The organism is Nocardioides caeni (genome assembly GCF_004912195.1).
GTDB lineage: Bacteria > Actinomycetota > Actinomycetes > Propionibacteriales > Nocardioidaceae > Nocardioides > Nocardioides caeni.
On sequence record NZ_STGW01000012.1, the window covers coordinates 38,109 to 59,912 of the forward strand.

Here is a 21,804-nt window from a genome sequence, read left to right on the forward strand (position 1 = left end):
GCTCACGCGGCCCGGTCGCCGACGAACGCCACCGTCGCCGCCACCTCCTCGAACAGGTCGCCGTAGTCGAGGTAGTCGACCCGCGCCACCGTGCCGGTGAGTGTCACCCCCACCCCGTCGACCCGCCACGCCCACTGCTCCGAGACCACGTCCCGCCCGCCGACCCGGTGGCCGAAGCGCACGTAGGACACCGCGACGCCGTCGACGTCGTAGGTGTCGGTGTCCTCGACGTCCAGGTCGACGACCTGACCGGCCAGGTCGGCGATCGAGGCGGCGCGCCACTCCTCGAGCGTGGCCTCGACCGGGGTGGAGTGCAGCGTCAGCTCGGGCGCGAAGCCGCTCGGCGGCACCTCCCGCGAGCGGGCTGCGGCGAGCAGTCCGCGCGCAGGGTCGCGCTCCGAGGACCAGGAGCGGGGCAGGGCGATCTCGACATGAGGGGCATGGGGTGCAGTGGTCATGCCGGCAGCCTCGGCGCCAACCCGGCACCGTGAAACCCGGCCCCGTCCGGCCTGTGGAGGGGAGCGTGAAATCGGTGCAGGACCGGTGTCGCCGACCGTGCCTATGGTGGGGACATGCCGATCGCCTTCAGCCCCCAGTTCGTCCTCGACTGTCCCGACCCGACCCGGATGGCGGAGTTCTACGGTGCCCTGCTCGGCTGGCCGCCGAAGGTCGCCACCGACGGCGGATGGGCGACGATCTCCTCCGGAGAGCACCACATCCACTTCCAGCGCGTCGACGACTTCCGGGCGCCGCAGTGGCCCGGTCAGGAGCACCCGCAGCAGATCCACCTCGACGTCGACGTCGTGGACCTCGACGAGTCCGAGGCCGCCACCCTGGCCCTGGGCGCGGTCAAGCACGAGCACCAGCCGGGCACGGACTTCCGGGTCTTCCTCGACCCCGCCGGCCACCCGTTCTGCCTCTGTCGGGTGTAGGTCGGCGCCCCGCCCCTGGTGGTCGAGGAGGCCGGCCACGGCCGTCTCGAGACCGCTGTGCCTTTCGGGCGGACTGTGGTTGGTGGCTCGGAGCCTGCGGCGCCTCCCGTGCCGACCCCCGGCGGCGGAGAGCGGGGACCCCGCCCTCGGCCACCGTCCTGTGCGGCTGACCCTGGTTGCCGGCCGAGGGCACCCCGATGCGCCGGCGGGGGTCGTCCCGTCCGGCGCCGCAGGCGCCGAGCACCCGCCGACCTTCGCGTCAGCGGGTGAAGGAGGCGCGCACCTCGTCCTCGGTCAGGCCGTAGTCGGCGAGGTCGTAGGTGTGGGAGGGGCGGCGGGGTCCGTTGCGGGACTCCTCGTCCAGCGCCCGCACCTTGTCCTGGGCGGCCTGGCTCCAGGTGAGGCCGAAGGCGTCGTAGATCGAGCCGACGGTCCCGACCGGGTCCTGCACGAAGCCGCGGTAGTCGACGTCGAAGAACTGCTTCTCGTCGTACTTCTCGCGCGCCTGCCAGAAGGCGTCCCACTGGCGGGTCAGGTGGCCGAGCTGGTCGCGGCCGAGCGTCTCGCCGACGAAGGTCGTCGAGTGGCCGTCGGTGGCCTCGGCGGACAGCGAGCAGGCGGAGGCCACCGAGGTGACCGGGTCGCGCTGGGTCATCACGATGAGGGCGTCCGGATAGACCTCCAGCAGCGCGTCCATCGCGATCAGGTGCGAGGGGTTCTTGAGGACCCAGCGGCGGTCGGTGTCGTTGAGCCCGATCAGCTGGATGTTCTGCTTGTGCCGCTCGTAGGCGTCGTTCCAGCCCTGGGTCGCCAGCCAGGCGGAGTACGCCGGCACGTGGGCCAGCGACTCGAAGCCGAGCGACTTCCCGGTCTGCCGCAGCACCCGCCAGCACTCCTCCGGCTCGGTGGCGTCGGAGTAGTGGATGCCCATGAACTCGGGGTTCGAGATGTGGTGCTGCTGGAAGGCCGCCTGCATGGCGTTGAAGATCGGGTCCTGCTCCCAGGTCTCGCGCGGCGGGCGCGGCTGCGGGAACTCGGTCAGCCACATCTCCAGTCCCTGGTGGCCGGGGTCGGCGCAGAGCAGGCGGCTCAGGGCCGTCGTACCGGTGCGGGGGAGGCCGACCACGAAGATCGGCCGCTCGATGGCCACGTCGGCGTGCTGGGGGAACTCCGCGAAGCGGGCCTGGGTCAGCTGGCGGGCGACGAGCGCGCTCTTGACCTGCGAGCGCATGAAGTAGTTGCCGACACCGGTCAGGCCGGCCTCGGCCGAGCCCAGGTCGTCGACGAGGATCCGGAAGGCCTCCTCGTGGCCGGGGGCGTCGGCGAAGCCGAAGTCCTCGAGACCGGTGGTGCGGACGGCGGCGGCGCAGATGTCCTCGAAGGAGCCGACGTCGCCGCGCTCGCGCTGGTTCATGCGTGGAACTCGCCGCAGTCGACGTTCAGCATCTGGCCGGTCACCGCGGAGGCGAGGTCGGAGGCGAGGAAGAGCGCGGCGCGGGCGACCTCGTCGGGGGTGGCGAGGCGCTTGAGGTCGGTCGGCTCGGCCTTCTCGGCATAGACCTCCTCGTGGGTGCGCCCGGACTCGGAGGCGATCCAGTCGAAGTAGGCCTTGTTGACGTCCTCGTAGATGTAGGACGGCGCCACGCTGTTGACGCGGATGCCCCGCGGGCCGAGCTCGGTGGCCAGCGACTGGGCGAGGTGCTCGAGGGTGCCCTTGGACAGCTTGTAACCGGAGTACTCCGGCTGGCTGGAGTAGATGACGCACGAGTTGACCATGATGATCGACCCGCCGACCTTGTCGTCGGTCGCCGCGAGGGCGTCGGCGAAGAGGGCGGACAGGCGCAGCGGTGCGAAGACGTTGGTCTCGTTGGCGTTGCGCAGGCCCTCGAGGTCGAGGGTGGAGATCGGGTCCATCGGCGGGATGCCGAAGGCGTTGTTGATGAGGCAGTCGACCCGGCCGAACTCGTCGAGAGCGGCCTCGACGAGTGCCTTGCGCTGGTCCTCGTCGGTGATGTCGGTCGGTACGACGAGCGCGCGGCGGCCGTGGGCGCGGACGGTCTCGGCCATCTTCTCCAGACGCTTGGGCGTGCGGGAGGCGAGCACCAGGTCGGCGCCCATCTTCGCGGCCTCCTCGCCGAGCGAGCGGCCGAGGCCGGGGCCGACACCAGAGAGCACGACGACCTTGTCGGTCAGCAGATCCACCATGGCGGACAGACTAGAACGTGTTTCAGTTTTCGGGAAGGGTTCGTCGGAATAGTCTCCGGCGCGCGTCGTTGCACCAAGGGTGAGCACTCCAACGATCGACCTCAACGACGGAACCTCCATCCCCCAGTTCGGCCTCGGTGTCTGGCAGGTGCCGCCGGCCGAGACCGAGCGCGTGGTGTCCGACGCCTTCGAGATCGGCTACCGCCACGTCGACACGGCCCAGATGTATGGCAACGAGGAGGGCGTCGGCGCCGCCATCGCCGCGTCCGGCCTGGCCCGTGCGGACGTCTACGTCACCACCAAGATCAACAACAACCGACACCGACCCGCCGACGCGAAGGACTCCGCTCGGGTCTCGCTCGAGAAGCTCGGTCTCGACCGCGTGGACCTGCTCCTGATCCACTGGCCCCTGCCCACGCAGTACGACGGCGACTTCGTCTCCACGTGGGAGGCGCTGCTCGAGTTGCGCGAGGAGGGCCTGGCCACCTCGGTCGGCGTCTCGAACTTCCAGCCCGATCACCTCGACCGCATCGTCGAGGCGACGGGCGTCGTCCCGGCCGTCAACCAGGTCGAGGCGCACCCCTACTTCACCAACGACGTCGCGCGAGGCGCGACTGCGCGCCACGGCGCGAAGGTGGAGGCCTGGTCGCCGCTGGGTCAGGGTGGCGGGGAGCTGACCGACCCGGTCGTCACGGCTCTCGCCGACAAGCACGGCAAGACGCCCGCGCAGGTGCTGCTGCGCTGGGCCATCGACCGCGGCGACATCGTCTTCCCGAAGTCGCTCAGCAAGGCCCGGCTGGCCGAGAACGCCGACATCTTCGACTTCTCGCTCTCGGGCGCTGACGTCCACAGCCTGGTCGCCCTCGACCGGGGCGAGGTGGGGCGGCAGGGGCCGAACCCGGACACCTTCGACTGGATCCCCGCCTGATCGTCGATGGTCATCGAGGAGCGAGCGCAGCGAGCGTCACGAGATGTCCGTAGCCACCTCCGCGAGGTGAGCACAGGGGTCTCGTGACGCCCCGCTCGTCCCTCGCGGGGCTCCTCGACCACCAGGGGGAGAGGACAACCCGCCCTAGCTGATCATCCGCCGCGCGACGGCGCGCTGGCGCGCGGCGATCCGGTCGGCGTACTCCTCGACGGACAGTCCGACCAACCCGGGGACGACCCGCGGGACGTCGGACGTCTTGACGATCTCCACCACCGGCCCGTCGTCCGGGCCGAGGTCGCGGGTGAGCTGCTGCCAGCGCAGCATGATCGAGCCGGTGCGGTGGCCCAGGGTCTCCAGCCAGTTGGCGACGGGCGTCCCGTCCGGCCCGGGCGGTCGCTCGGAGATGACGAAGCGCATCAGGCCGTCGTCGTCGCTGGACGCCTGCGCCTTGGTGAGCGACGTCTGGTGGGTCTCGTAGTCGGTCGAGGCATACCAGTCCGAGCCGATCTGGATCGCCTGGTAGGTGCAGTCGTCGCAGCGCGGCACGGTGACGACCATCGCCTCGTCCTCGGCGAGCTCGTAGTGCCCGATGGAGGAGAACTGCGACGACAGGCCCCCGGGCGTCGAGGCGGGCACGGTCAGGGTGTTGACCGGCTCCTTGTATTGGAAGAAGTGCGGGAAGGCGAACCACGTCTGGACCGAGCCCGTCAGCGACCGCGCGGCGACCTCGTACTTCTTGCGCATCGTGTCGAGCGACAGCTCGCGGCGCGGCTGGCCGATCGTGTCGGTCCGTTCGATCGTGAGCGTGCCGCGCGCCTCGGTCTCCCAGTCGTTGAAGACCTCGCGGACGATCAGGGTCTTGGCGCCCGGCTCGGCCACGTAGGTGAACTCGAACGTCCCGTCCTCGGCGATGTCGAGCTCCCGCTCGTCGAACGCCATCAGCGAGGTGGCGGCGGAGTCGGCGCTGTAGGTGCCGCCCATCACCTGGAAGGACAGGTCGGCCGACGTCCCGCGCCGCCCCCTGACGACGTACTCCACGCCCTCGCGGAGGTAGGCGTGGAAGTAGACGGCGTCGGGGTTGTCGAGCCCCTGGCGCGAGAACTGGTGCGTGGGATTGATGAACAGCGGCTGCTCGAGGTCGTAGTCGAAGGCCGTCTGCAACGCCATCCGGATCCGGCCGGACAGATAGTCGTAGCCCTCGAGGCGGTCGGCCTCCGTGCGGATGAACGGCGCGTTCGCGATCAGCTCCTCGGCCTCGGCGATCGCCTCCTGGAGCGGCCCGGTCAGGCCGTACGACGCCGAGGGCCCGGTCTCGCTCATCCGTTCACCTTCGCGATGATGTTCTCGCCGTACTGCTCGATGTGCTTGATCTTGGTCTCGAGCGGCTCGGTGTCCGGGCCCTTGATGTAGGGCACGCGGAAGCCGACGATGCAGTCGGTGACGCCCTTGTCCTCGAGACGCTTGATGCCGTCGACGGTGTAGGCGTCGTAGGAGATGACGTGGATCTCGAACTCGTCGGGGCCGCGGGTGTCGCCCTCCTCGGCGCGGATCTCGGCGAGCCGGGTGAGCAGGCGGTCGAGCTCCTCGCCGTCGCCGCCGGCATGCATCCAGCCGTCGCCCTTGCGGACGGCGCGGCGCAGGGCGGCGTCGGAGTGGCCGCCGATGAGCAGCGGCACCTTCTCGGTCGGGGCGGGGCACTGCTGCAGCGAGTCGATCTCGTAGAACTCGCCGGCGTAGTCGAAGAACGTCGGCTCGTCGCCGGGCTGCATGAGGCCGCGCAGGATGTCGATGCACTCGTCCATCCGCTTGCCGCGCCGCTCCCACGGCACGCCCATGGCCGCGAAGTCCTCGGGCCACGGCGAGAGGCCGACACCGAGGCCGAGCCGGTTGCCGGAGAGGAAGGCGAGCGAGGATGCCTGCTTCGCCACCAGCACCGGCGGCCGGATCGGCAGCTTGAGCACGAAGGGGGTGAGGCGCAGCGTCGAGGTGACCGCGAACAGGTGCGCGCAGAGGATGAAGGTCTCGATGAACTCCTTGCCCAGCAGGAACTCGCGGTCCCCGGTGTCGGTGTAGGGGTACTTCGAGTCCGACACCTCCGGGTAGATGACGCTGTCCGCGATCGTCATCGAGGTGTAGCCCGAGGCCTCGACGGCCTGGGCGAGGGGGGCGTAGTAGCCGGCGTGGGTCATGCCCTCGGCGAAGGAGAAGCGCATCGCGCCAGACTAGAACGTGTTCTACAAATCTGCCAGAGTGTGTCCCATGGCGCTGCCGAAGGAGAAGCCCGACGGGCTCGACAAGCCGATCGTCGTCAAGATCATCAAGTACGGCGCCAAGGCCAATGTCGCGCTGTTCCGGCTCACCAACGGGCGGATCGGCTCGAAGTGGCGCATCGGAGCGGGCTGGAAGAAGCCGGTGCCCGTGCTGCTGCTCGACCACGTGGGCCGCAAGAGCGGCACGTCGTTCACGACGCCGCTGCTCTACATGGCCGACGGGCAGGACGTGGTCGTGGTCGCCTCGCAGGGCGGCCTGCCGAAGAATCCCCAGTGGTATGCCAACCTGATGGCCCGGCCCGACACCTCGATCCACCTCAAGAAGGAGCGGGCGCGCGCCGTCCGCGCCCGGGTCGCCGACGCCCGCGAGCGCGAGCTGCTGTGGCCGCGCCTGGTGGACGTCTACGCCGACTTCGAGAACTACCAGTCCTGGACCGACCGGGAGATCCCGGTCGTCGTCCTCGAGCCCCGCTGACAGGAGCGCCCCGGACATGACGATCGACCTCCAGCAGCTGATCGACCGCGCCGAGATCACCGACGCGCTCACCCGCTACACGCTCGCCGTCGACGAGGGCGACTTCGACCGGCTCGACACCGTCTTCACCCCCGACGCGCACATCGACTACACGGAGAGCGGCGGCGTGGCCGACGCGTTCCCGGCCGTGAAGGCCTGGCTCGCCGAGGCGCTGCCCGCCTTCTCGACCCATCGGCTGCACACGATCGGGCAGATCTCCTTCGACTTCGCCGACGGTGGCGACGCGGCCGACGTGACGGCGTATTTCGACAACCCGATGCGGATCGCCGACGGATCCGGCGGCGAGCGGGTCGTCGAGGTGGGCGGCTGGTATCGGCACTCCTTCGTCCGCACGCCCGACGGCTGGCGGTCCCGTCGCCTGCACGAGCAGGTCGTCTGGACCCGCGGTTTTTAGGTTTCTTGACCCGGAAGGCGACAATGGCCGGGTGAGTGACGACTCCCCGAAGTTCGACCGCCCCGTGCTCAACGGGCTGGTCGCTCTGGTCGCGGTCGCGCTGGGCGTCGGTCTGATCCTCGGCCTCGTCGCTCTCCTCGCCAGCTCGCAGCTCGGACTCGGCGACTCGGACAGCGCGGTCGCCGACGGCAGCGGTCAGCGTGAGTCGATGTCGATCCCGGAGCAGTTCGAGTCCGCGGAGTCCGGTCCCCGGATCACGCTCGCCACCGAGGACCCCGACGAGTCGGAGGACCCCGAGGAGTCGGAGGACGAGTCGGAGGAGCCGACCGCCACGGAGACCACCGAGGACGTCGTCGAGGACGACGAGATCTCGCTGCAGGCCGCCTCGACCACCGTGACCGCCGGCGAGCGGATCTACTTCAGCGGTGTCTATCCCGCGGGCGAGGGCGCGATCCTCTGGGTCCAGCGCTACGAGAACGACACCTGGAGCGACTTCCCGGCCAGTGTCGGCGTCACCAACGGCACCTTCTCCAGCTACGTCTTCACTGGTGTCAGCGGCCTCAACCGGTTCCGCGTCATCGACCGCGACACCGGCACCGCCAGCAACGAGATCCGCGTCACCGTCGGCTAACAGCCAGCAGCCACTCTGGTGGTCGAGGAGCCCCGCGAGGAACGAGCGGGGCGTCACGAGACCGCCGTGGTGACCTCCGCAAGGTCCGCACAGACATCTCGTGACGCTCGCTGGCGCTCGCTCCTCGATGACCTCGGGAAGTCCGGGAACAAACCCGCGTCCGGTTGCCGTTGAGCCGTATGTCAGACTTGAGCGCATCCGGCTCAACTAATCTGCAGCCGCACCCCGTAACCACCAGCACATCGGAGGAACACCCCATGGCACGAGCAGTCGGCATCGACCTCGGCACCACCAACAGCGTCGTCGCCGTCCTCGAGGGCGGCGAGCCCACCGTCATCGCCAACGCGGAGGGTGCCCGCACCACCCCGTCGGTCGTGGCGTTCGCCAAGAGCGGCGAGGTCCTCGTCGGCGAGGTCGCGAAGCGCCAGGCGGTCACCAACGTCGACCGCACCATCCGGTCGGTCAAGCGCCACATGGGCACCGACTGGACCACGCGCATCGGCGAGCCGGTCGACAAGGACTTCACGCCGCAGCAGATCTCGGCGTTCATCCTGCAGAAGCTCAAGCGGGACGCGGAGGCCTACCTCGGCGAGACGGTCACCAACGCGGTGATCACCGTGCCGGCGTACTTCTCCGACGCGCAGCGCCAGGCCACCAAGGAGGCCGGCGAGATCGCGGGCCTCAAGGTCGACCGCATCGTCAACGAGCCCACCGCCGCCGCCCTGGCCTACGGCCTCGACAAGGGCGACGACCAGACGATCCTCGTCTACGACCTCGGTGGCGGCACGTTCGACGTGTCCCTGCTCGAGATCGGTGAGGGCGTCGTCGAGGTCAAGGCCACCAGCGGCGACAACCACCTCGGTGGCGACGACTGGGACAACGCGATCGTCGAGTGGATGGTCAAGAAGTTCAAGGACGCCAACGGCGTCGACCTCTCCGCCGACAAGATCGCCGCGCAGCGCCTGCAGGAGGCCGCGGAGAAGGCGAAGATCGAGCTGTCGTCGTCCAGCGACACCACCGTTCACCTGCCCTACATCACCCACGGCGAGAACGGCCCGCTGCACTTCGAGGAGCGGCTCACCCGCTCCGAGTTCCAGCGCCTCACCGCCTCCCTGCTCGAGCGCACCAAGGCGCCCTTCCAGAACGTCCTCAAGGACGGTGGCGTCGCGCTCTCCGCGATCGACCACGTCGTCCTCGTCGGCGGCTCGACCCGCATGCCCGCGGTGACCGAGCTGGTCAAGGAGATGCTCGGCGGCAAGGAGCCCAACAAGGGCGTCAACCCGGATGAGGTCGTCGCCGTCGGCGCCGCCCTGCAGGCCGGCGTCCTCGCCGGTGAGGTCAAGGACGTGCTGCTCCTCGACGTCACCCCGCTCTCCCTCGGCATCGAGACCAAGGGCGGCGTGATGACCACCCTGATCGAGCGCAACACGACGATCCCGACCAAGCGGTCCGAGATCTTCACGACCGCCGACGACAACCAGCCGTCGGTCGAGATCAAGGTCGCCCAGGGCGAGCGCCAGATGTGGTCGCAGAACCAGGGCCTCGGCAACTTCGAGCTGACCGGGCTGCCGCCCGCTCCGCGGGGTGTGCCGAAGATCGAGGTCACCTTCGACATCGACGCCAACGGCATCGTGCACGTCTCCGCCAAGGACCAGGCGTCCGGCCGCGAGCAGTCGATGACGATCTCCGGCGGCAGCGCGCTGTCGAAGGACGACATCGACCGGATGGTCCGCGAGGCGGAGCAGTACGCCGAGGAGGACGCCAAGCGTCGCGAGGCCGTCGAGGTCCGCAACCAGGGCGACCAGCTCGTCTACACGACCGAGAAGTTCCTCGCCGACAACGGCGACAAGATCCCGGACGACGTGAAGACCGAGGTCACCGCGGACGTCGAGGCCCTCAAGGCGGTCCTCGAGAACGCCGAGGCCGACGCCGACTCCCTCACCGCCGCCATCTCCCAGCTGGGTGAGTCCAGCCAGAAGATGGGTGCTGCGATGTACGCCGCCGCCGAGGCCGACGCTGCCGCCGAGGGTGGCAGCACCGGTGCGACGGGCGAGGCCGACGACGACGTCGTCGAGGCCGAGATCGTCGACGACGAGGGCGACAAGTGACCGACGAGTCCTTCGACCCCGAGGCGGGGGAGCAGCCCGACGCGGCTGCTCCCTCCCCGGAGGGGGACGAGACGACGCCAGCCGACGCCGAGCCCGAGGCCGGGGAGGTCTCGCCCGAGGCCGACGAGCTGACCGTCACGCGGATGGAGTTGGAGGAGCGCACGCTCGACCTCCAGCGGACCCAGGCCGAGTACCTCAACTACAAGCGCCGGGTCGACCGGGACCGCGAGCTGATCCGGGAGAACGCGACCTATGCCGCGCTCACCCCGATCGTCGACGTCCTCGACAACATCGACCGGGCGCGCGAGCACGAGCCGCTCGACGGCGGCTTCAAGGCGGTCGCCGAGCAGCTCGAGCGGATCGTCGCCGGGCTGGGGCTGGTCAAGTTCGGCGAGCCGGGTGACGCCTTCGACCCGACGGTCCACGAGGCGTTGTCGCACCTCGGCACCGACCCGGAGGTCGAGGTGACGACCTGCCGGGTCGTGGCCAAGGCCGGCTACAAGATCGGTGACCGGGTCGTGCGGGCCGCTCAGGTGCTCGTGGTCGACCCGGCCGACGGCTGAGGCGACCGAGGCACTGACGACAAGTGGCGATGGAGAAGGGAAGGGAGGCGCGCGATGAGTGACGACGGCATCAGGTCCGACTGGGCCACCAAGGACTTCTACAAGGAGCTCGGGGTGGCGAAGTCCGCGACCCAGGACGACATCAAGAAGGCCTACCGCAAGCTCGCGCGCGCCAACCACCCCGACTCGCACCCCGACGACGCCGCCAAGCACGAGAGGTTCAAGGCGGTCGCCGAGGCCTACGACGTCATCGGCGACCCCGACAAGCGCAAGAAGTATGACGAGGCGCGCGACCTCTTCCGTCGCGGAGGCTTCCCGGCGGGGGGCTTCGGCCCGGGCGGCGGTGGACAGAGCGTCAACCTCGAGGACCTGCTCCGCGAGCGTCAGGGCGGCGGAGGCGGCTTCGGCGACCTGTTCGGTGACCTGTTCGGCGGGGGCTTCGGCGCCCGCCGCGCGACCCGCGCCAGCCGGGGTGCGGACCTGGAGACCACGGCGACGATCGGCTTCAACGAGGCTCTCGAGGGCGTGACGGTCTCCCTGCGGATCAGCTCCGAGGGCGCCTGCGCCACCTGCCGGGGCACGGGCGGCAAGCCCGGCACGCGGCCCCACGCATGCCCGGTGTGCGAGGGCACCGGCTTCGTCACGGCCTCCGTCGGCGGCGCCTTCTCGATGAACGAGACGTGCCCGGCGTGCGGTGGACGTCAGCTCGTCTACGACGACCCCTGCCCGACCTGCAGCGGCACCGGTCAGGGTCAGGCGACCCGCACGATCCAGGCGAGGATCCCCGCGGGCGTCAAGGACGGACAGCGGATCCGGCTGCGCGGCAAGGGTGCGGCCGGTGAGCACGGTGGTCCGGCCGGCGACCTCTACGTCACGGTCAAGGTCACGGGTCACCGGCTCTTCGGTCGCAAGGACGACAACCTCACGATCGACGTACCCGTCTCCTTCGCCGAGCTCGCGCTCGGTGCGGAGATCCGGGTGCCGACGCTGACCGGAGCCTCGGTGACCCTGCGCGTCCCGGCCGGCACGCCCAACGGGCGGACCTTCCGGATCCGGGGCAAGGGTGCGGCGAAGGCCGACGGCTCGCACGGCGACCTGCTCGCCACCGTCGAGGTCCAGGTGCCCGCCCGGCTCGACGACGAGGCCCGGCAGGCGCTCGAGGCCTACGCCGCGGCGACCGCCGGCTCGTCCCTGCGTGCCAACCTCTTCGGGGACCCGGCGTGAGCACCGTCGAGGGCCCCGGCGGTCCGGACCCCGGCGCGGCCGTCTTCGTCATCAGCGTCGCCGCGCAGCTCAGTGGACTGCACCCGCAGACGCTGCGCACCTATGAGCGGGTCGGCCTGATCACGCCCGGCCGAACGTCCGGCGGCGGACGCCGCTATTCCTATCGCGACATCGAGCGGCTCCGGGAGATCGCCGAGCTGACCGCCTCCGGCATCGGCATCGAGGGCGTCCGCCGGATCATCGACCTCGAGAACGTCGTCACCGCGCTGCGTGCGCGCAACGCCGAGCTGAGCGCCGAGCTGGACCTCGCCCGCGAGGCGCTGCGCCGGGCATCGGCCGCGCGGCCCGCCCCACCGAGCCGGCTGCCGGTCCTCCCGCAACCCGCTCCCGGCCAGTCCGTCGTGGTCTGGCGCCGCCCCACCTGACCCACGAAGTGGGAGGACGTGCGGCCCGAAGTGGGAGAAGATGGCCCGCGAGGTGGGACACGTCGTACGGCGAGATCTCCCACCTCGCCCCGCGAGATCTCCCACCTCGCGCCGCACTCTGTCCCACTTCGTGCGACCGCGGGCCGAGGTTCCTGTGACACCGTGACCTGAGATCCCTGTGCCTGTTGTCACAGGAGGCACTAGCCTCAGCGGCGTCAGGACCGTCTGGTGGCACTGGGGCACGACGGGACTCACGGACGAGAGGTGCACGTGGACGCGGTGCTGGAGTGGCTCAACGACTGGGCCGACCATGTGAACTGGTTCTCGTTCGTGTCGATCCCGTTCTTCACGGGCGTGGTCGGCTGGCTGATCAACTGGTCGGGCCTGTGGATGCTGTTCAAGCCGATCAACTTCCACGGCTTCCGGATCCCGGGCCTCAAGGAGGTCACCGGCGTCCTGCCCCGCAAGCTCCAGGAGATCCCGGGCTGGATGGACGGCGGGTTCGGCTGGCAGGGCATCGTCCCGGCGCGCGCCGCCAAGATGGGCAGCATCGCGGTCGACAAGGTCATCGCCAAGCTCGGCACTCCCGCCGAGTTCTATGCGCAGCTCGAGCCTGACCAGATCGCCGAGCACATCGTCCGGGTCTTCGAGCCCGACCTGCCGTCGCTGGTCGACGAGGTCATGATGCGCGAGCACCCGCGCCTGTGGCGCGACCTCCCGACACCGGTGAAGAACAGCGTGATCGCGCGGGTCCAGGCGCAGCTGCCGGGGATCGTGAAGACGATCACGGACGAGATCGGTGTCCACATCGACCAGCTCCTCGACCCCAAGATCATGGTGATCGACCACTTCCGGGCCAACCCCGAGCTGGTGGTCCGGGTGTTCCGCGACGTCGGTCAGCGCGAGCTCAACCTGATGGTCGGCTTCGGCTTCGTGTTCGGCTTCCTGCTCGGCATCCCGGTGGCGATCATCGACCAGACCTGGCACCAGGAGTGGCTGCTCCCCGTGCTCGGCATCGTGGTCGGCTGGATCACCAACCTGCTGGGCATGTGGCTGATCTTCGACCCGCCGGAGGAGAAGCGGATCCTGGGGATCAAGGTGCAGGGACTCTTCCTGCGCCGCCAGGACGAGTGCGCCGAGGTCTATGCCCGGATCATCGCCGAGGACGTCATCACCCTCGAGCGGATCGGCGACTTCCTCATGGACGGTCCGCGCGGAGACCGCACCCGCCAGATGATCGCGACCGCCATGCGACCGGCGATCGACAAGGCCGCCGGTCCGCTGCGCGGCGCCGTCAACGTCGCCATGGGCGGCAAGCGCTATGCCAGCATCAAGGAGTCCTTCGCCTCCGAGGCGGTCGGCCGCACCATCACCCCCTTCCGCGACGCCGACTTCAGCAAGAAGCAGTCGGAGAAGATCCAGGTGCTGATCGCACGCCGGACCAAGGAGCTCCCGCCGCGCGACTTCGTCGAGATGATGCGCGCCGCCATCAAGGAGGACGAGTGGATGCTCTATGCGCACGGCGCCGTGATGGGCGCCGCCGGCGGCATCCTGCACCTCGGCTTCTTCAACTGGGGCTGGATCCCCGGGTTCCCGCCGTCATGACCGGGGGAGCACGCGGCGTGAGCAGCCGCACAGGGAGCGCGGGCGGATCCGGATCGTTGGAGAGGTTGTGACCGTGGCGAGAGAAGACCTGCGAGCCGACACGACGGCAGTGCCCGACGGGGGAGGGACCCGTCTGCCGGCCGTCTCCGGGCCGGCCGTCGCCGAGACCCTGCCGGGCCTGCTCCGGGTGGCCGGTTCGGCCGCCCTGCACACGGCCGGGTGGGGCGCCCGGACGACGGCGCGCAACTGGATGCGCGTCGGCAAGGCCGTGACCAGTGCCGACGAGGCCGCCTCGCTCATCCGCGACGTCGGCTCCTTCGTGGGCACCGTCGGCGAGATCGCCCGCCAGGTCGCCGACGGTACGCCGGTCGGCACTGCTCTGGTGCGGGCCGGCGAGCAGCTGGGGGCCCGGCCCGACCGCCCCCACCTCGCGACCGCGCCCGTCGTCGACGGCCAGGTCACGGGCAGCCGACCGCAGACGCTGCGGGAGCGGGGGACCGAGCTGCTCGAGAAGTCCCGCGACGTGTGGGCCCAGGACGGCCGGCACCCCGCCTACGACCGGATCCTCGACGAGCTCGCTCCCGACGAGGCGCGGATCCTGGTGATGCTGCTCAGCAAGGGCCCGCAGCCGACCGTGGACGTCCGCACGGGCGGCCCGATCGGCATGGTCAGCAGCCAGCTCATCGCCCCGGGCCTCAACATGCTCGGCGCCCGGTCCGGTGTCCGCTACCTCGATCAGGTGCCGTCGTACGTCAACAACCTGTTCCGCCTCGGCCTGGTCTGGCTGTCGCGGGAGCCGGTGGAGGAGCACGCGGAGTACCAGGTGCTCGAGGCGCAGCCCGACGTCCTCGCGGCGCTGCACTCGGTCAAGTTCGCCAAGGTCGTGCGCCGCAGCATCCACCTCACCCCCTTCGGCGAGGAGTTCACCCGACTGGCGCTGGTCGACGAGCGGCTCGCCGCGCGGGGCGACCTCCCCGAGCACGACACCCCGCCGGAGGCGGATGCCTGATCGGGGCCGACCTCGTTCCTCGGTGGGCACCGAAACTCGCAAGAGTTGAGTGGAACAGACTCAACTTTCGGGACGTTCGACTCATGACGGACCACGCGTCCGTCGATCAGAATGAGCCAGGCCGTCCCCGTGAGGAGCATCCATGAGTCAGTTCGGCGCCGACAAGTTCACCACTCGCAGTCGCGAGGCGATCGAGGCAGCGTCGCTGTCGGCGACCACCGCCGGCAACTCCACCGTCGAGCCCATCCACCTGCTCGTCGCCCTGCTGCTGCAGCAGGACGGCACCGCGGCCAACCTCGTCAGCAAGGCGGGCGTCGACGTCAGCGGACTCGTCCACGCGGCCTCGGCCGCGCGCGACACGCTGCCGAGCGCCAGCGGCGCGACCGTCCAGCAGCCGTCGGCCTCGGCGTCCCTGACCCGCGTGCTCGCCTCGGCGCTCGACCTCGCCCGGTCGATGCAGGACGACTACGTCGCCTCCGAGCACCTCCTCATCGCGCTGGCCACCATCGAGTCGAGCGCCCAGCAGGTGCTGACCGGGGCCGGACTCAGCGCCGAGGGGCTCCAGGAGTCGCTCACCGCGGTGCGCGGCAACCGGAGGGTGACGTCGCAGGACGCGGAGTCGACGTACGAGGCGCTGGAGAAGTACTCCGTCGACCTCACCGCCACCGCCGCCGAGGGCAAGCTCGACCCCGTCATCGGCCGCGACGCCGAGATCCGCCGCGTGATCCAGGTGCTCTCGCGCCGCACGAAGAACAACCCGGTGCTGATCGGCGAGCCCGGCGTCGGCAAGACCGCCGTCGTCGAGGGCCTTGCGCAGCGCGTGGTCGCCGGCGACGTACCCGACTCACTCAAGGGCAAGCGGGTGCTCTCGCTGGACCTGATGGGGATGGTCGCGGGCGCGAAGTATCGCGGCGAGTTCGAGGAGCGGCTCAAGGCCGTGCTCGACGAGATCCGCCAGGCCGAGGGCCAGGTCATCACGTTCATCGACGAGCTCCACACCGTCGTCGGCGCGGGCGCCGGCGGCGAGTCGCAGATGGACGCCGGCAACATGCTCAAGCCGATGCTGGCGCGCGGCGAGCTGCACATGATCGGTGCCACCACGCTCGACGAATACCGCGAGTCGATCGAGAAGGACCCGGCACTGGAGCGCCGCTTCCAGCAGGTCTTCGTCGGCGAGCCGTCGGTCGAGGACACGATCCAGATCCTGCGTGGCATCCAGGAGAAGTACGAGGCCCACCACGGCGTGCGGATCACCGACGCCGCGCTGGTCGCGGCCGCCACGCTGTCCGACCGCTACATCTCCGGCCGGCAGCTGCCCGACAAGGCGATCGACCTCGTCGACGAGGCCGCGTCGCGGCTGCGGATGGAGATCGAGTCCTCCCCGGAGGAGATCGACCAGCTCCGTCGCCAGGTCGACCGGATGAAGATGGAGCAGTTCGCCCTCGAGCGTGAGTCGGACGAGGCGTCGGTCGAGCGGCTCGCCGTGCTCAAGGGCGACCTCGCCGACAAGGAGGAGGAGCTGCGCGCGCTCGAGGTGCGCTGGGAGCGGGAGAAGTCCGAGCTCGAGGGCGAGGGCGAGCTGCGCCGACAGCTGGACCAGCTGCGCGTCGAGGCCGACAAGCTGACCCGCGACGGCAACCTCGCCGGCGCGAGCGAGATCCTCTACGGCCAGATCCCCGCGCTCGAGAGCCAGATCCGCACCCTCGAGACGGTGCCGGCGGGCACCGGCGTCGAGATCGGCGACCCGTCCGACGAGAAGCTCGTCGGCGAGGAGGTCGGCGCCACCCAGATCGCCGAGGTCGTGGAGGCCTGGACCGGCATCCCCACGGGCCGTCTGCTGCAGGGCGAGAGCGCCAAGCTCCTGGAGATGGAGCAGGTCATCGGAGCTCGCCTGATCGGGCAGTCCGACGCGGTGCGCGCGGTCAGCGACGCCGTACGACGGGCGCGCGCGGGCATCTCCGACCCGGACCGTCCGACCGGCTCGTTCCTCTTCCTCGGCCCCACCGGCGTCGGCAAGACCGAGCTCGCCAAGTCGCTGGCCGACTTCCTCTTCGACGACGAGCGGGCGATCGTCCGCATCGACATGAGCGAGTACGCCGAGAAGCACTCCGTCGCGCGTCTCGTCGGTGCCCCTCCGGGCTATGTCGGCTATGACGAGGGCGGCCAGCTCACCGAGGCCGTGCGGCGGCGCCCCTACTCCGTCGTACTCCTCGACGAGGTGGAGAAGGCGCACCCCGAGGTCTTCGACATCCTGCTGCAGGTGCTCGACGACGGGCGGCTGACCGACGGCCAGGGCCGCACGGTCGACTTCCGCAACACGATCCTGATCCTCACCTCCAACCTGGGCTCGCAGTTCCTCGTCGACCCCACGCTGGACCCGGAGAAGCAGCAGGAGTCGGTGCTCGCGGTCGTGCGGGCCTCGTTCAAGCCGGAGTTCCTCAACCGGCTCGACGAGATCGTCACCTTCGACGCCCTGTCGCGCGACGACCTCGCGCAGATCGTCGAGCTGCAGCTGCGCTCGCTGGAGGGCCGCCTCGCGGGCCGGCGGATCTCGCTGGCCGTCACGCCCGAGGCCCGGGCGTGGCTCGCGGACACCGGCTACGACCCGGCCTACGGCGCCCGGCCGCTGCGCCGGCTCGTGCAGTCGGCCATCGGCGATCCGCTCGCGCGGCTGCTGATCGGCGGCGAGGTCACCGACGGCGGTTCGGTCACCGTCGACCGGGGCGACGACGGGCTGACCCTGGTCGTCTGACACAGCTTGGATCCGTGGACGGCCGCCTGCTGTGCGGCGCCACAGCGGCGCATTCGCGGCGTTGCGGACACTCGACGGTGCAACCAGACCGCCGTCGCGCCCGCGCCTTGCGACTGCACCACTGTGGCGCCGCTCGCGACGGCGGCAATCCACGGATCCAAGCTGATCGCCCCGTGCGATCCGGTTGGCTCCAGACCGAGATCTCGACCGATCCGCACGGGACGACGGACGGGGAGGGGGCTGCCGGTCACCGGGGGTCTGCGAAACTGCGCCCATGAGCGACCCGCAGCCCCGCCCCGGACAGGCGACCCTCGCCGGTGCCCTGATCATCGGTGGGTCGATCGTGCTGGTGCTGTCGGCGTGGCAGCGCATCTCGACCCTGCACACCCTCGAGGTGCAGGAGTGGATGGAGCGACAGATCTCCGGTGCCGGAGGGATGGGGATGAGCGTCGAGACGTTCTCCACCATGATCCGCGTGGCCTGCCTCGTCGGCGCAGGCGCGGCGACGGCGTCGACGATCCTCGGCTTCCAGGTCTTCAAGCGGTCGCAGAGCGCCCGGATGGCCCTGACCGCCCTGTCGCCCCTGCTGCTCCTCGGCGCGCTGGCGACCGACGGCTTCCTCGCCCCGATGGTCGTCGCCGGGATCGTCCTGCTGTGGCTGCAGCCGACGCGCGACTGGTACGCCGGGCGCCCGTGGGTGCAGCGCTACGACCAGCGCCGCGCCGCGCGCGTGGGCGGGCCGGCTCCGGACGGCGATGCCGGGCCGAGCCAGCCCGCCTCGCCGTGGAGCGCCCCGGCGCCGCAACCGACGGATCCCGCCCCGTCGTCCGGCTCGTCGTCCGGCCTGTCGTCCGACCAACCGACCGCGCCCTGGGTCGACCACCGGCCGCAGCGCCGACGTGAGACGCCCCGGCCCGGCGCGCTCATCGCCGGTTGCGTGCTGGCGTGGGCGTTCTCCACGATCACGGTCGCCTTCCTCGCCCTGACGGCGCTGGCCCTGGCGACCCAGAGCGACGAGCTCTATGCCGAGATGCAGGAGCAGCAGCCGGACCTCGCCGCGGAGGTCGGCAAGAGCGAGCTCGTCGCTTCCGTGTCCGTCATGGTCGGCGTCCTCGTCGTCTGGGCGATCGTCGCGATCGTGCTGGCGGGGATCGCGTTCGTCGGCCACAACTGGGCGCGTGTCCTGCTCGCGATCTCGGCTGCGGTTGCCGCGGTCCTGTCGCTCGCCCTGTCGTTCGCCGCGCCGCCGATGGTGGTGCTGGTCCTGGTCTTCGCCGTCGGCGCCTGGCTCCTGCTGCGGCCCGAGGTCAGCGCCTGGTACCGCCGCTGACCATCAGGGGTAGACGTAGGGCGTGGGCGTGGTGTCGCCCGGTTCCAGGCACGGGAACTCCTCGGCGAAGAAGTCGGCCGGAACCTCCGCCTCGCGCAAGGGGTCGCAGGACTGTAGCCCCTGGAAGCCGGCGACCTCCTGCCAGGCGCCACTTGTCCTGGCCCACACGACCATGGCACCGCCACACCCTGTCACCTCCCCCGAGGCGTAGCCGCGGGGGTCGTATCGGTCAACGGTGACGAAGGTCAGGTTGCGGTCGCCGCAGTCGGGATCGCCAGCCACGTCGTCGTAGAGCTCCCGCGCCCGTGCGGCCACGAAGTCACGGAAGTCCTGGGGCAGCTCGTCGAGTGCGCTGACATCGCCGGACCCGTCGACCTCGGCTGGAGGATTGAAATCGACGATGCTCCCGCCCCTGGGGCTCTCGGAGTCCGATGAGGCTGCGCTGGACTGGACCTGCGGATCCCCGGTGATCTCGGGGACGAAGAGGAAGGTGAGCACCCGGTTGGAGATCTGCTGCCCCTCGACGACCAGCGCCTGCTCCACGGACCCGTCGGTGCTGTCGACAGCCTGCCAGGTCCTGCCGTCATGAGTGGTGCCGCTCCGGTCGGGGCCACCGGATGGAGTCCAGTCGCGAGACGGATACGTGCCCGGATCGAACGGCGGAAGTTCCTCGATCGTGGTGCGGAATCGCCGAGGCTCCTCCCGCGCGCAGCCACTGGTCTGGCTGGCGTCCATCCGTGTCCATCCGACCTCCAGCTCGTTGCCGTCGAACCAGACACCAGAGACCTCGCCGATGTCGCCGTAGTCCGCGGGAGCCTCCAGATAGGCGGCACGAAGGTCGTCGTCGCCCGTCGCCGTGTCGATGACGATGCCACGTTGCGCAGAGCACGCGGTCCCGCCAGCGTTCGTCCCGTAGGCGAGGAACCGACCGTCCTCCGACAGCGTCGCACCGCCCAGGGTCGAATCGCCGGGCTCGGCGATCGTGCGGACGAGCCCGGTGTCCAGATCGACGGCCATGGCCCGGGTGGCGTCGTAGGCGGTGGTGCTGGCGGCGGTGAAGAATCCCTCGCGGTCGTTGGCCGCGTCGATGGTCGGAGGATAGGTCGGGATGCCGAGCTCGCCGCCGTCCAGCGTGAGGGACGCCAGCGCCTCCAACCCGTTGGGCCCGGCCTCGAAGCGAAGCAGTTCGAGATCGGAGGTGGCTGTCACGAGCTGGCCCTCGAAACTGAAGGTCGGTGCCGCGCAGTTGCAGGTGATCTCGTCGCGTACCGATGGATCCAGGGTCGAGATCACCGTGATGTCGGCGGTATTCATCGAGGGGTCCTCCCACGAGGTTCGCACCAGTGACACGGCGAGCCACTGGCCATCGTGGCTGGCAGTGAAGTCGATCAGCGCACCGGACGTCGCGTCGATGCCCAGGTTCTCGCTCGTGCCGTCGTTGTAGAGAAGGTGAGCGCTCTCGAATCCCGACCCGGATGTCGTGTACGCCGCCAGAATGGCCGGCTCCGCCGGCGCCGCGGCCGGCGGACGGTCACGGGGTGCGTCGTCGGTGTTGGTGACGATGACGGCGGTGGTGCCGGCGGTCACCGCCACGACCGCTGCCGCAGCGGCAGCGGCGGCCTTGGCCCCGCCCAGCGCGGCCAGCGCGCCACCCGAGGTCGTCGCGGCCGCACCACCCCCGCCCGCCGCACCAGCCGCGGCACCCGCCGCACCGAATCCACCGACCCCCGCACCACCCGCACCCCCGACAGCAGCACCAGCCCCAGCAGCCCCAGCCCCAGCAGCGCCGGCAGCACCGAGGCCGATCCCGCCGAGCAGGAACGACAACGCCCCCGGCGCCACCACCGGGGCGGCACCCAGCAGGCCCACACCCACCGGCACGCCCACGCCCGCGGCCGCCACACCGGCTGCTGCAGCGGCGATGGTCGTGATCGTCGTGCGGGACCGGCCGGCCAGCGACGCAGCGGTCTCAGCAGCCCAGTCCTCGCCGTAGGACACCCCCGCCGCGATGTCCAGACTCCGCGCGAACGCCTCCGCCCGCTGATGCCGCTCGACCGGATCCTTGGCCAGGTCCTGGGAACACAGTCCCGCGAGGAGCTCGGCAACGTCGGCCCGCACCGAGCGCACATCCGGCACCGGCGCCGAGACCTGCAGCAACGCCGTCGCGAGCGCGCTGCCTCCCACGAACGGCTGCCGGCCACCCAACAGCTCGAACAAGATCACCGCCATCGCGTAGATGTCACTGCGATGATCGACATGGGAGCCCCGCACCACCTCGGGCGCCAGATACGCCGGAGTGCCGATCCACGTGTCCGGACCGCCCAATGGCCGCGCCGGACCCGCCAGCCCGAAGTCGATCAACCGCGACGTCCCGTCGAGATCGACCAGGATGTTGTCCGGCTTCAGGTCCGCATGGACCAGACCCGCCGCATGCACCGCAGCCAGACCCTTGAGCGCACCGGTCAGCACCGCGACCGTCTCCGGGCCACTCAACGGACCCGACTCGGCCACCACCCGCCGCAACGAGGCGCCCTCGACGAAGTCGGTCACCAACGCCGCCAACCCCGGCTCGTCGATCACCTCCCGCACCCGCACCACGTGCGGGTCGGCCACCGACCGCAACGCCGCCGCCTCGGCGCGGAACAACGAGCGACGCCACTGTGCGTCGGGGTCGTTCAACACCTTCACCGCGACCCGCTCACCCGTGACGGGATCCGTGCCGAGATACACCGTCCCGAACCCACCCCGGCCGATCACCACCGACACCGGGAAACGACCCACCAGCTCAACCACGCGACATCTCCTGACCCCCCGGCAGCACGTCGCGACGCTACCGCCCACGACAGCACCTGCGATGCGTTTCCGGACCAACGCAGAGGTCCGGCCCGCCGGC

General features: G+C 70.4%; 19 protein-coding genes. 13 read left to right on the forward strand and 6 right to left on the reverse strand.

Annotation, left to right across the window (positions count from 1 at the left end):
* Window positions 1-2: 2 nt before the first annotated feature.
* Window positions 3-458: a hypothetical protein gene (locus E9934_RS15350; RefSeq protein WP_136563776.1), complete on the reverse strand. Its 456-nt coding sequence runs from the start codon at window positions 456-458 to the stop codon at window positions 3-5.
* A 114-nt stretch (window positions 459-572) separates the two neighbouring features.
* Between E9934_RS15350 and E9934_RS15355 the strand changes: the two genes are divergently transcribed.
* A complete protein-coding gene (locus tag E9934_RS15355) occupies window positions 573-932 on the forward strand; it encodes a VOC family protein (RefSeq protein ID WP_136563777.1) in 360 nt (119 codons plus the stop codon).
* A gap of 259 nt (window positions 933-1,191) precedes the next feature.
* Here E9934_RS15355 and E9934_RS15360 read toward each other — a convergent pair whose 3' ends face one another.
* Together E9934_RS15360 and E9934_RS15365 are read right to left on the reverse strand one after the other, a co-directional pair.
* Entirely contained in the window at window positions 1,192-2,346 is a 1,155-nt protein-coding gene (locus tag E9934_RS15360) for a sulfotransferase family protein (protein ID WP_136563778.1), read from the reverse strand.
* The gene (locus E9934_RS15365; protein ID WP_136563779.1) at window positions 2,343-3,137 is read right to left on the reverse strand and encodes an SDR family oxidoreductase; all 795 of its coding nucleotides are present in this window, start codon (window positions 3,135-3,137) and stop codon (window positions 2,343-2,345) included. Before E9934_RS15365 ends, E9934_RS15360 begins: the two co-directional genes overlap by 4 nt.
* A gap of 79 nt (window positions 3,138-3,216) precedes the next feature.
* Between E9934_RS15365 and E9934_RS15370 the strand changes: the two genes are divergently transcribed.
* Complete coding sequence (locus tag E9934_RS15370) at window positions 3,217-4,065, forward strand: aldo/keto reductase (RefSeq protein ID WP_136563780.1); 849 nt, start codon at window positions 3,217-3,219, stop codon at window positions 4,063-4,065.
* A gap of 144 nt (window positions 4,066-4,209) precedes the next feature.
* On the opposite strand, the gene E9934_RS15375 is transcribed toward E9934_RS15370, so the two are convergent.
* Together E9934_RS15375 and E9934_RS15380 are read right to left on the reverse strand one after the other, a co-directional pair.
* On the reverse strand, window positions 4,210-5,385 hold the full coding sequence (locus tag E9934_RS15375; RefSeq protein ID WP_136563781.1) for a hypothetical protein: 1,176 nt from the start codon (window positions 5,383-5,385) through the stop codon (window positions 4,210-4,212).
* Entirely contained in the window at window positions 5,382-6,278 is an 897-nt protein-coding gene (locus tag E9934_RS15380) for a TIGR03619 family F420-dependent LLM class oxidoreductase (RefSeq protein ID WP_136563782.1), read from the reverse strand. The genes E9934_RS15375 and E9934_RS15380 overlap by 4 nt, the downstream gene beginning before the upstream one ends.
* A 46-nt stretch (window positions 6,279-6,324) precedes the next feature.
* Between E9934_RS15380 and E9934_RS15385 the strand changes: the two genes are divergently transcribed.
* The 11 genes from E9934_RS15385 (at window position 6,325) to E9934_RS15435 (ending at window position 18,911) form a co-directional block, all read left to right on the forward strand.
* On the forward strand, window positions 6,325-6,810 hold the full coding sequence (locus tag E9934_RS15385; protein WP_136563783.1) for a nitroreductase/quinone reductase family protein: 486 nt from the start codon (window positions 6,325-6,327) through the stop codon (window positions 6,808-6,810).
* A 16-nt stretch (window positions 6,811-6,826) separates the two neighbouring features.
* Complete coding sequence (locus E9934_RS15390) at window positions 6,827-7,264, forward strand: nuclear transport factor 2 family protein (protein ID WP_136563784.1); 438 nt, start codon at window positions 6,827-6,829, stop codon at window positions 7,262-7,264.
* A 31-nt stretch (window positions 7,265-7,295) separates the two neighbouring features.
* A complete protein-coding gene (locus E9934_RS15395) occupies window positions 7,296-7,895 on the forward strand; it encodes a hypothetical protein (protein ID WP_136563785.1) in 600 nt (199 codons plus the stop codon).
* Window positions 7,896-8,152: 257 nt separating this feature from the next.
* Window positions 8,153-10,003, forward strand: coding sequence for a molecular chaperone DnaK (gene dnaK, locus E9934_RS15400; protein ID WP_136563786.1), 1,851 nt, complete (start codon window positions 8,153-8,155; stop codon window positions 10,001-10,003).
* The gene (gene grpE, locus E9934_RS15405) at window positions 10,000-10,566 is read left to right on the forward strand and encodes a nucleotide exchange factor GrpE (RefSeq protein ID WP_136563787.1); all 567 of its coding nucleotides are present in this window, start codon (window positions 10,000-10,002) and stop codon (window positions 10,564-10,566) included. The genes dnaK and grpE overlap by 4 nt, the downstream gene beginning before the upstream one ends.
* Window positions 10,567-10,620: 54 nt before the next feature.
* Window positions 10,621-11,790, forward strand: coding sequence for a molecular chaperone DnaJ (gene dnaJ, locus E9934_RS15410; RefSeq protein ID WP_136563788.1), 1,170 nt, complete (start codon window positions 10,621-10,623; stop codon window positions 11,788-11,790).
* Window positions 11,787-12,215 carry a heat shock protein transcriptional repressor HspR gene (locus tag E9934_RS15415; RefSeq protein ID WP_136563789.1) on the forward strand — a complete coding sequence of 143 codons (429 nt, stop codon included), beginning with the start codon at window positions 11,787-11,789 and terminating at the stop codon, window positions 12,213-12,215. Before dnaJ ends, E9934_RS15415 begins: the two co-directional genes overlap by 4 nt.
* 270 nt (window positions 12,216-12,485) lie before the next feature.
* The gene (locus tag E9934_RS15420; protein ID WP_238694993.1) at window positions 12,486-13,820 is read left to right on the forward strand and encodes a DUF445 domain-containing protein; all 1,335 of its coding nucleotides are present in this window, start codon (window positions 12,486-12,488) and stop codon (window positions 13,818-13,820) included.
* A gap of 73 nt (window positions 13,821-13,893) precedes the next feature.
* Window positions 13,894-14,829 (forward strand): Abi-alpha family protein, encoded by a 936-nt coding sequence (locus E9934_RS20065; protein WP_202977339.1) that lies wholly within the window; start codon window positions 13,894-13,896, stop codon window positions 14,827-14,829.
* Between the two features lie 142 nt (window positions 14,830-14,971).
* Window positions 14,972-17,581, forward strand: a complete 2,610-nt coding sequence (clpB, locus tag E9934_RS15430; RefSeq protein WP_136563790.1) for an ATP-dependent chaperone ClpB — start codon at window positions 14,972-14,974, stop codon at window positions 17,579-17,581.
* Between the two features lie 274 nt (window positions 17,582-17,855).
* Window positions 17,856-18,911 carry a hypothetical protein gene (locus tag E9934_RS15435; RefSeq protein WP_136563791.1) on the forward strand — a complete coding sequence of 352 codons (1,056 nt, stop codon included), beginning with the start codon at window positions 17,856-17,858 and terminating at the stop codon, window positions 18,909-18,911.
* Between the two features lie 3 nt (window positions 18,912-18,914).
* Here the strand turns inward: E9934_RS15435 and E9934_RS15440 are convergent, their stop codons facing one another.
* A complete protein-coding gene (locus E9934_RS15440; RefSeq protein ID WP_338036709.1) occupies window positions 18,915-21,752 on the reverse strand; it encodes a serine/threonine-protein kinase in 2,838 nt (945 codons plus the stop codon).
* Window positions 21,753-21,804: the final 52 nt, after the last annotated feature.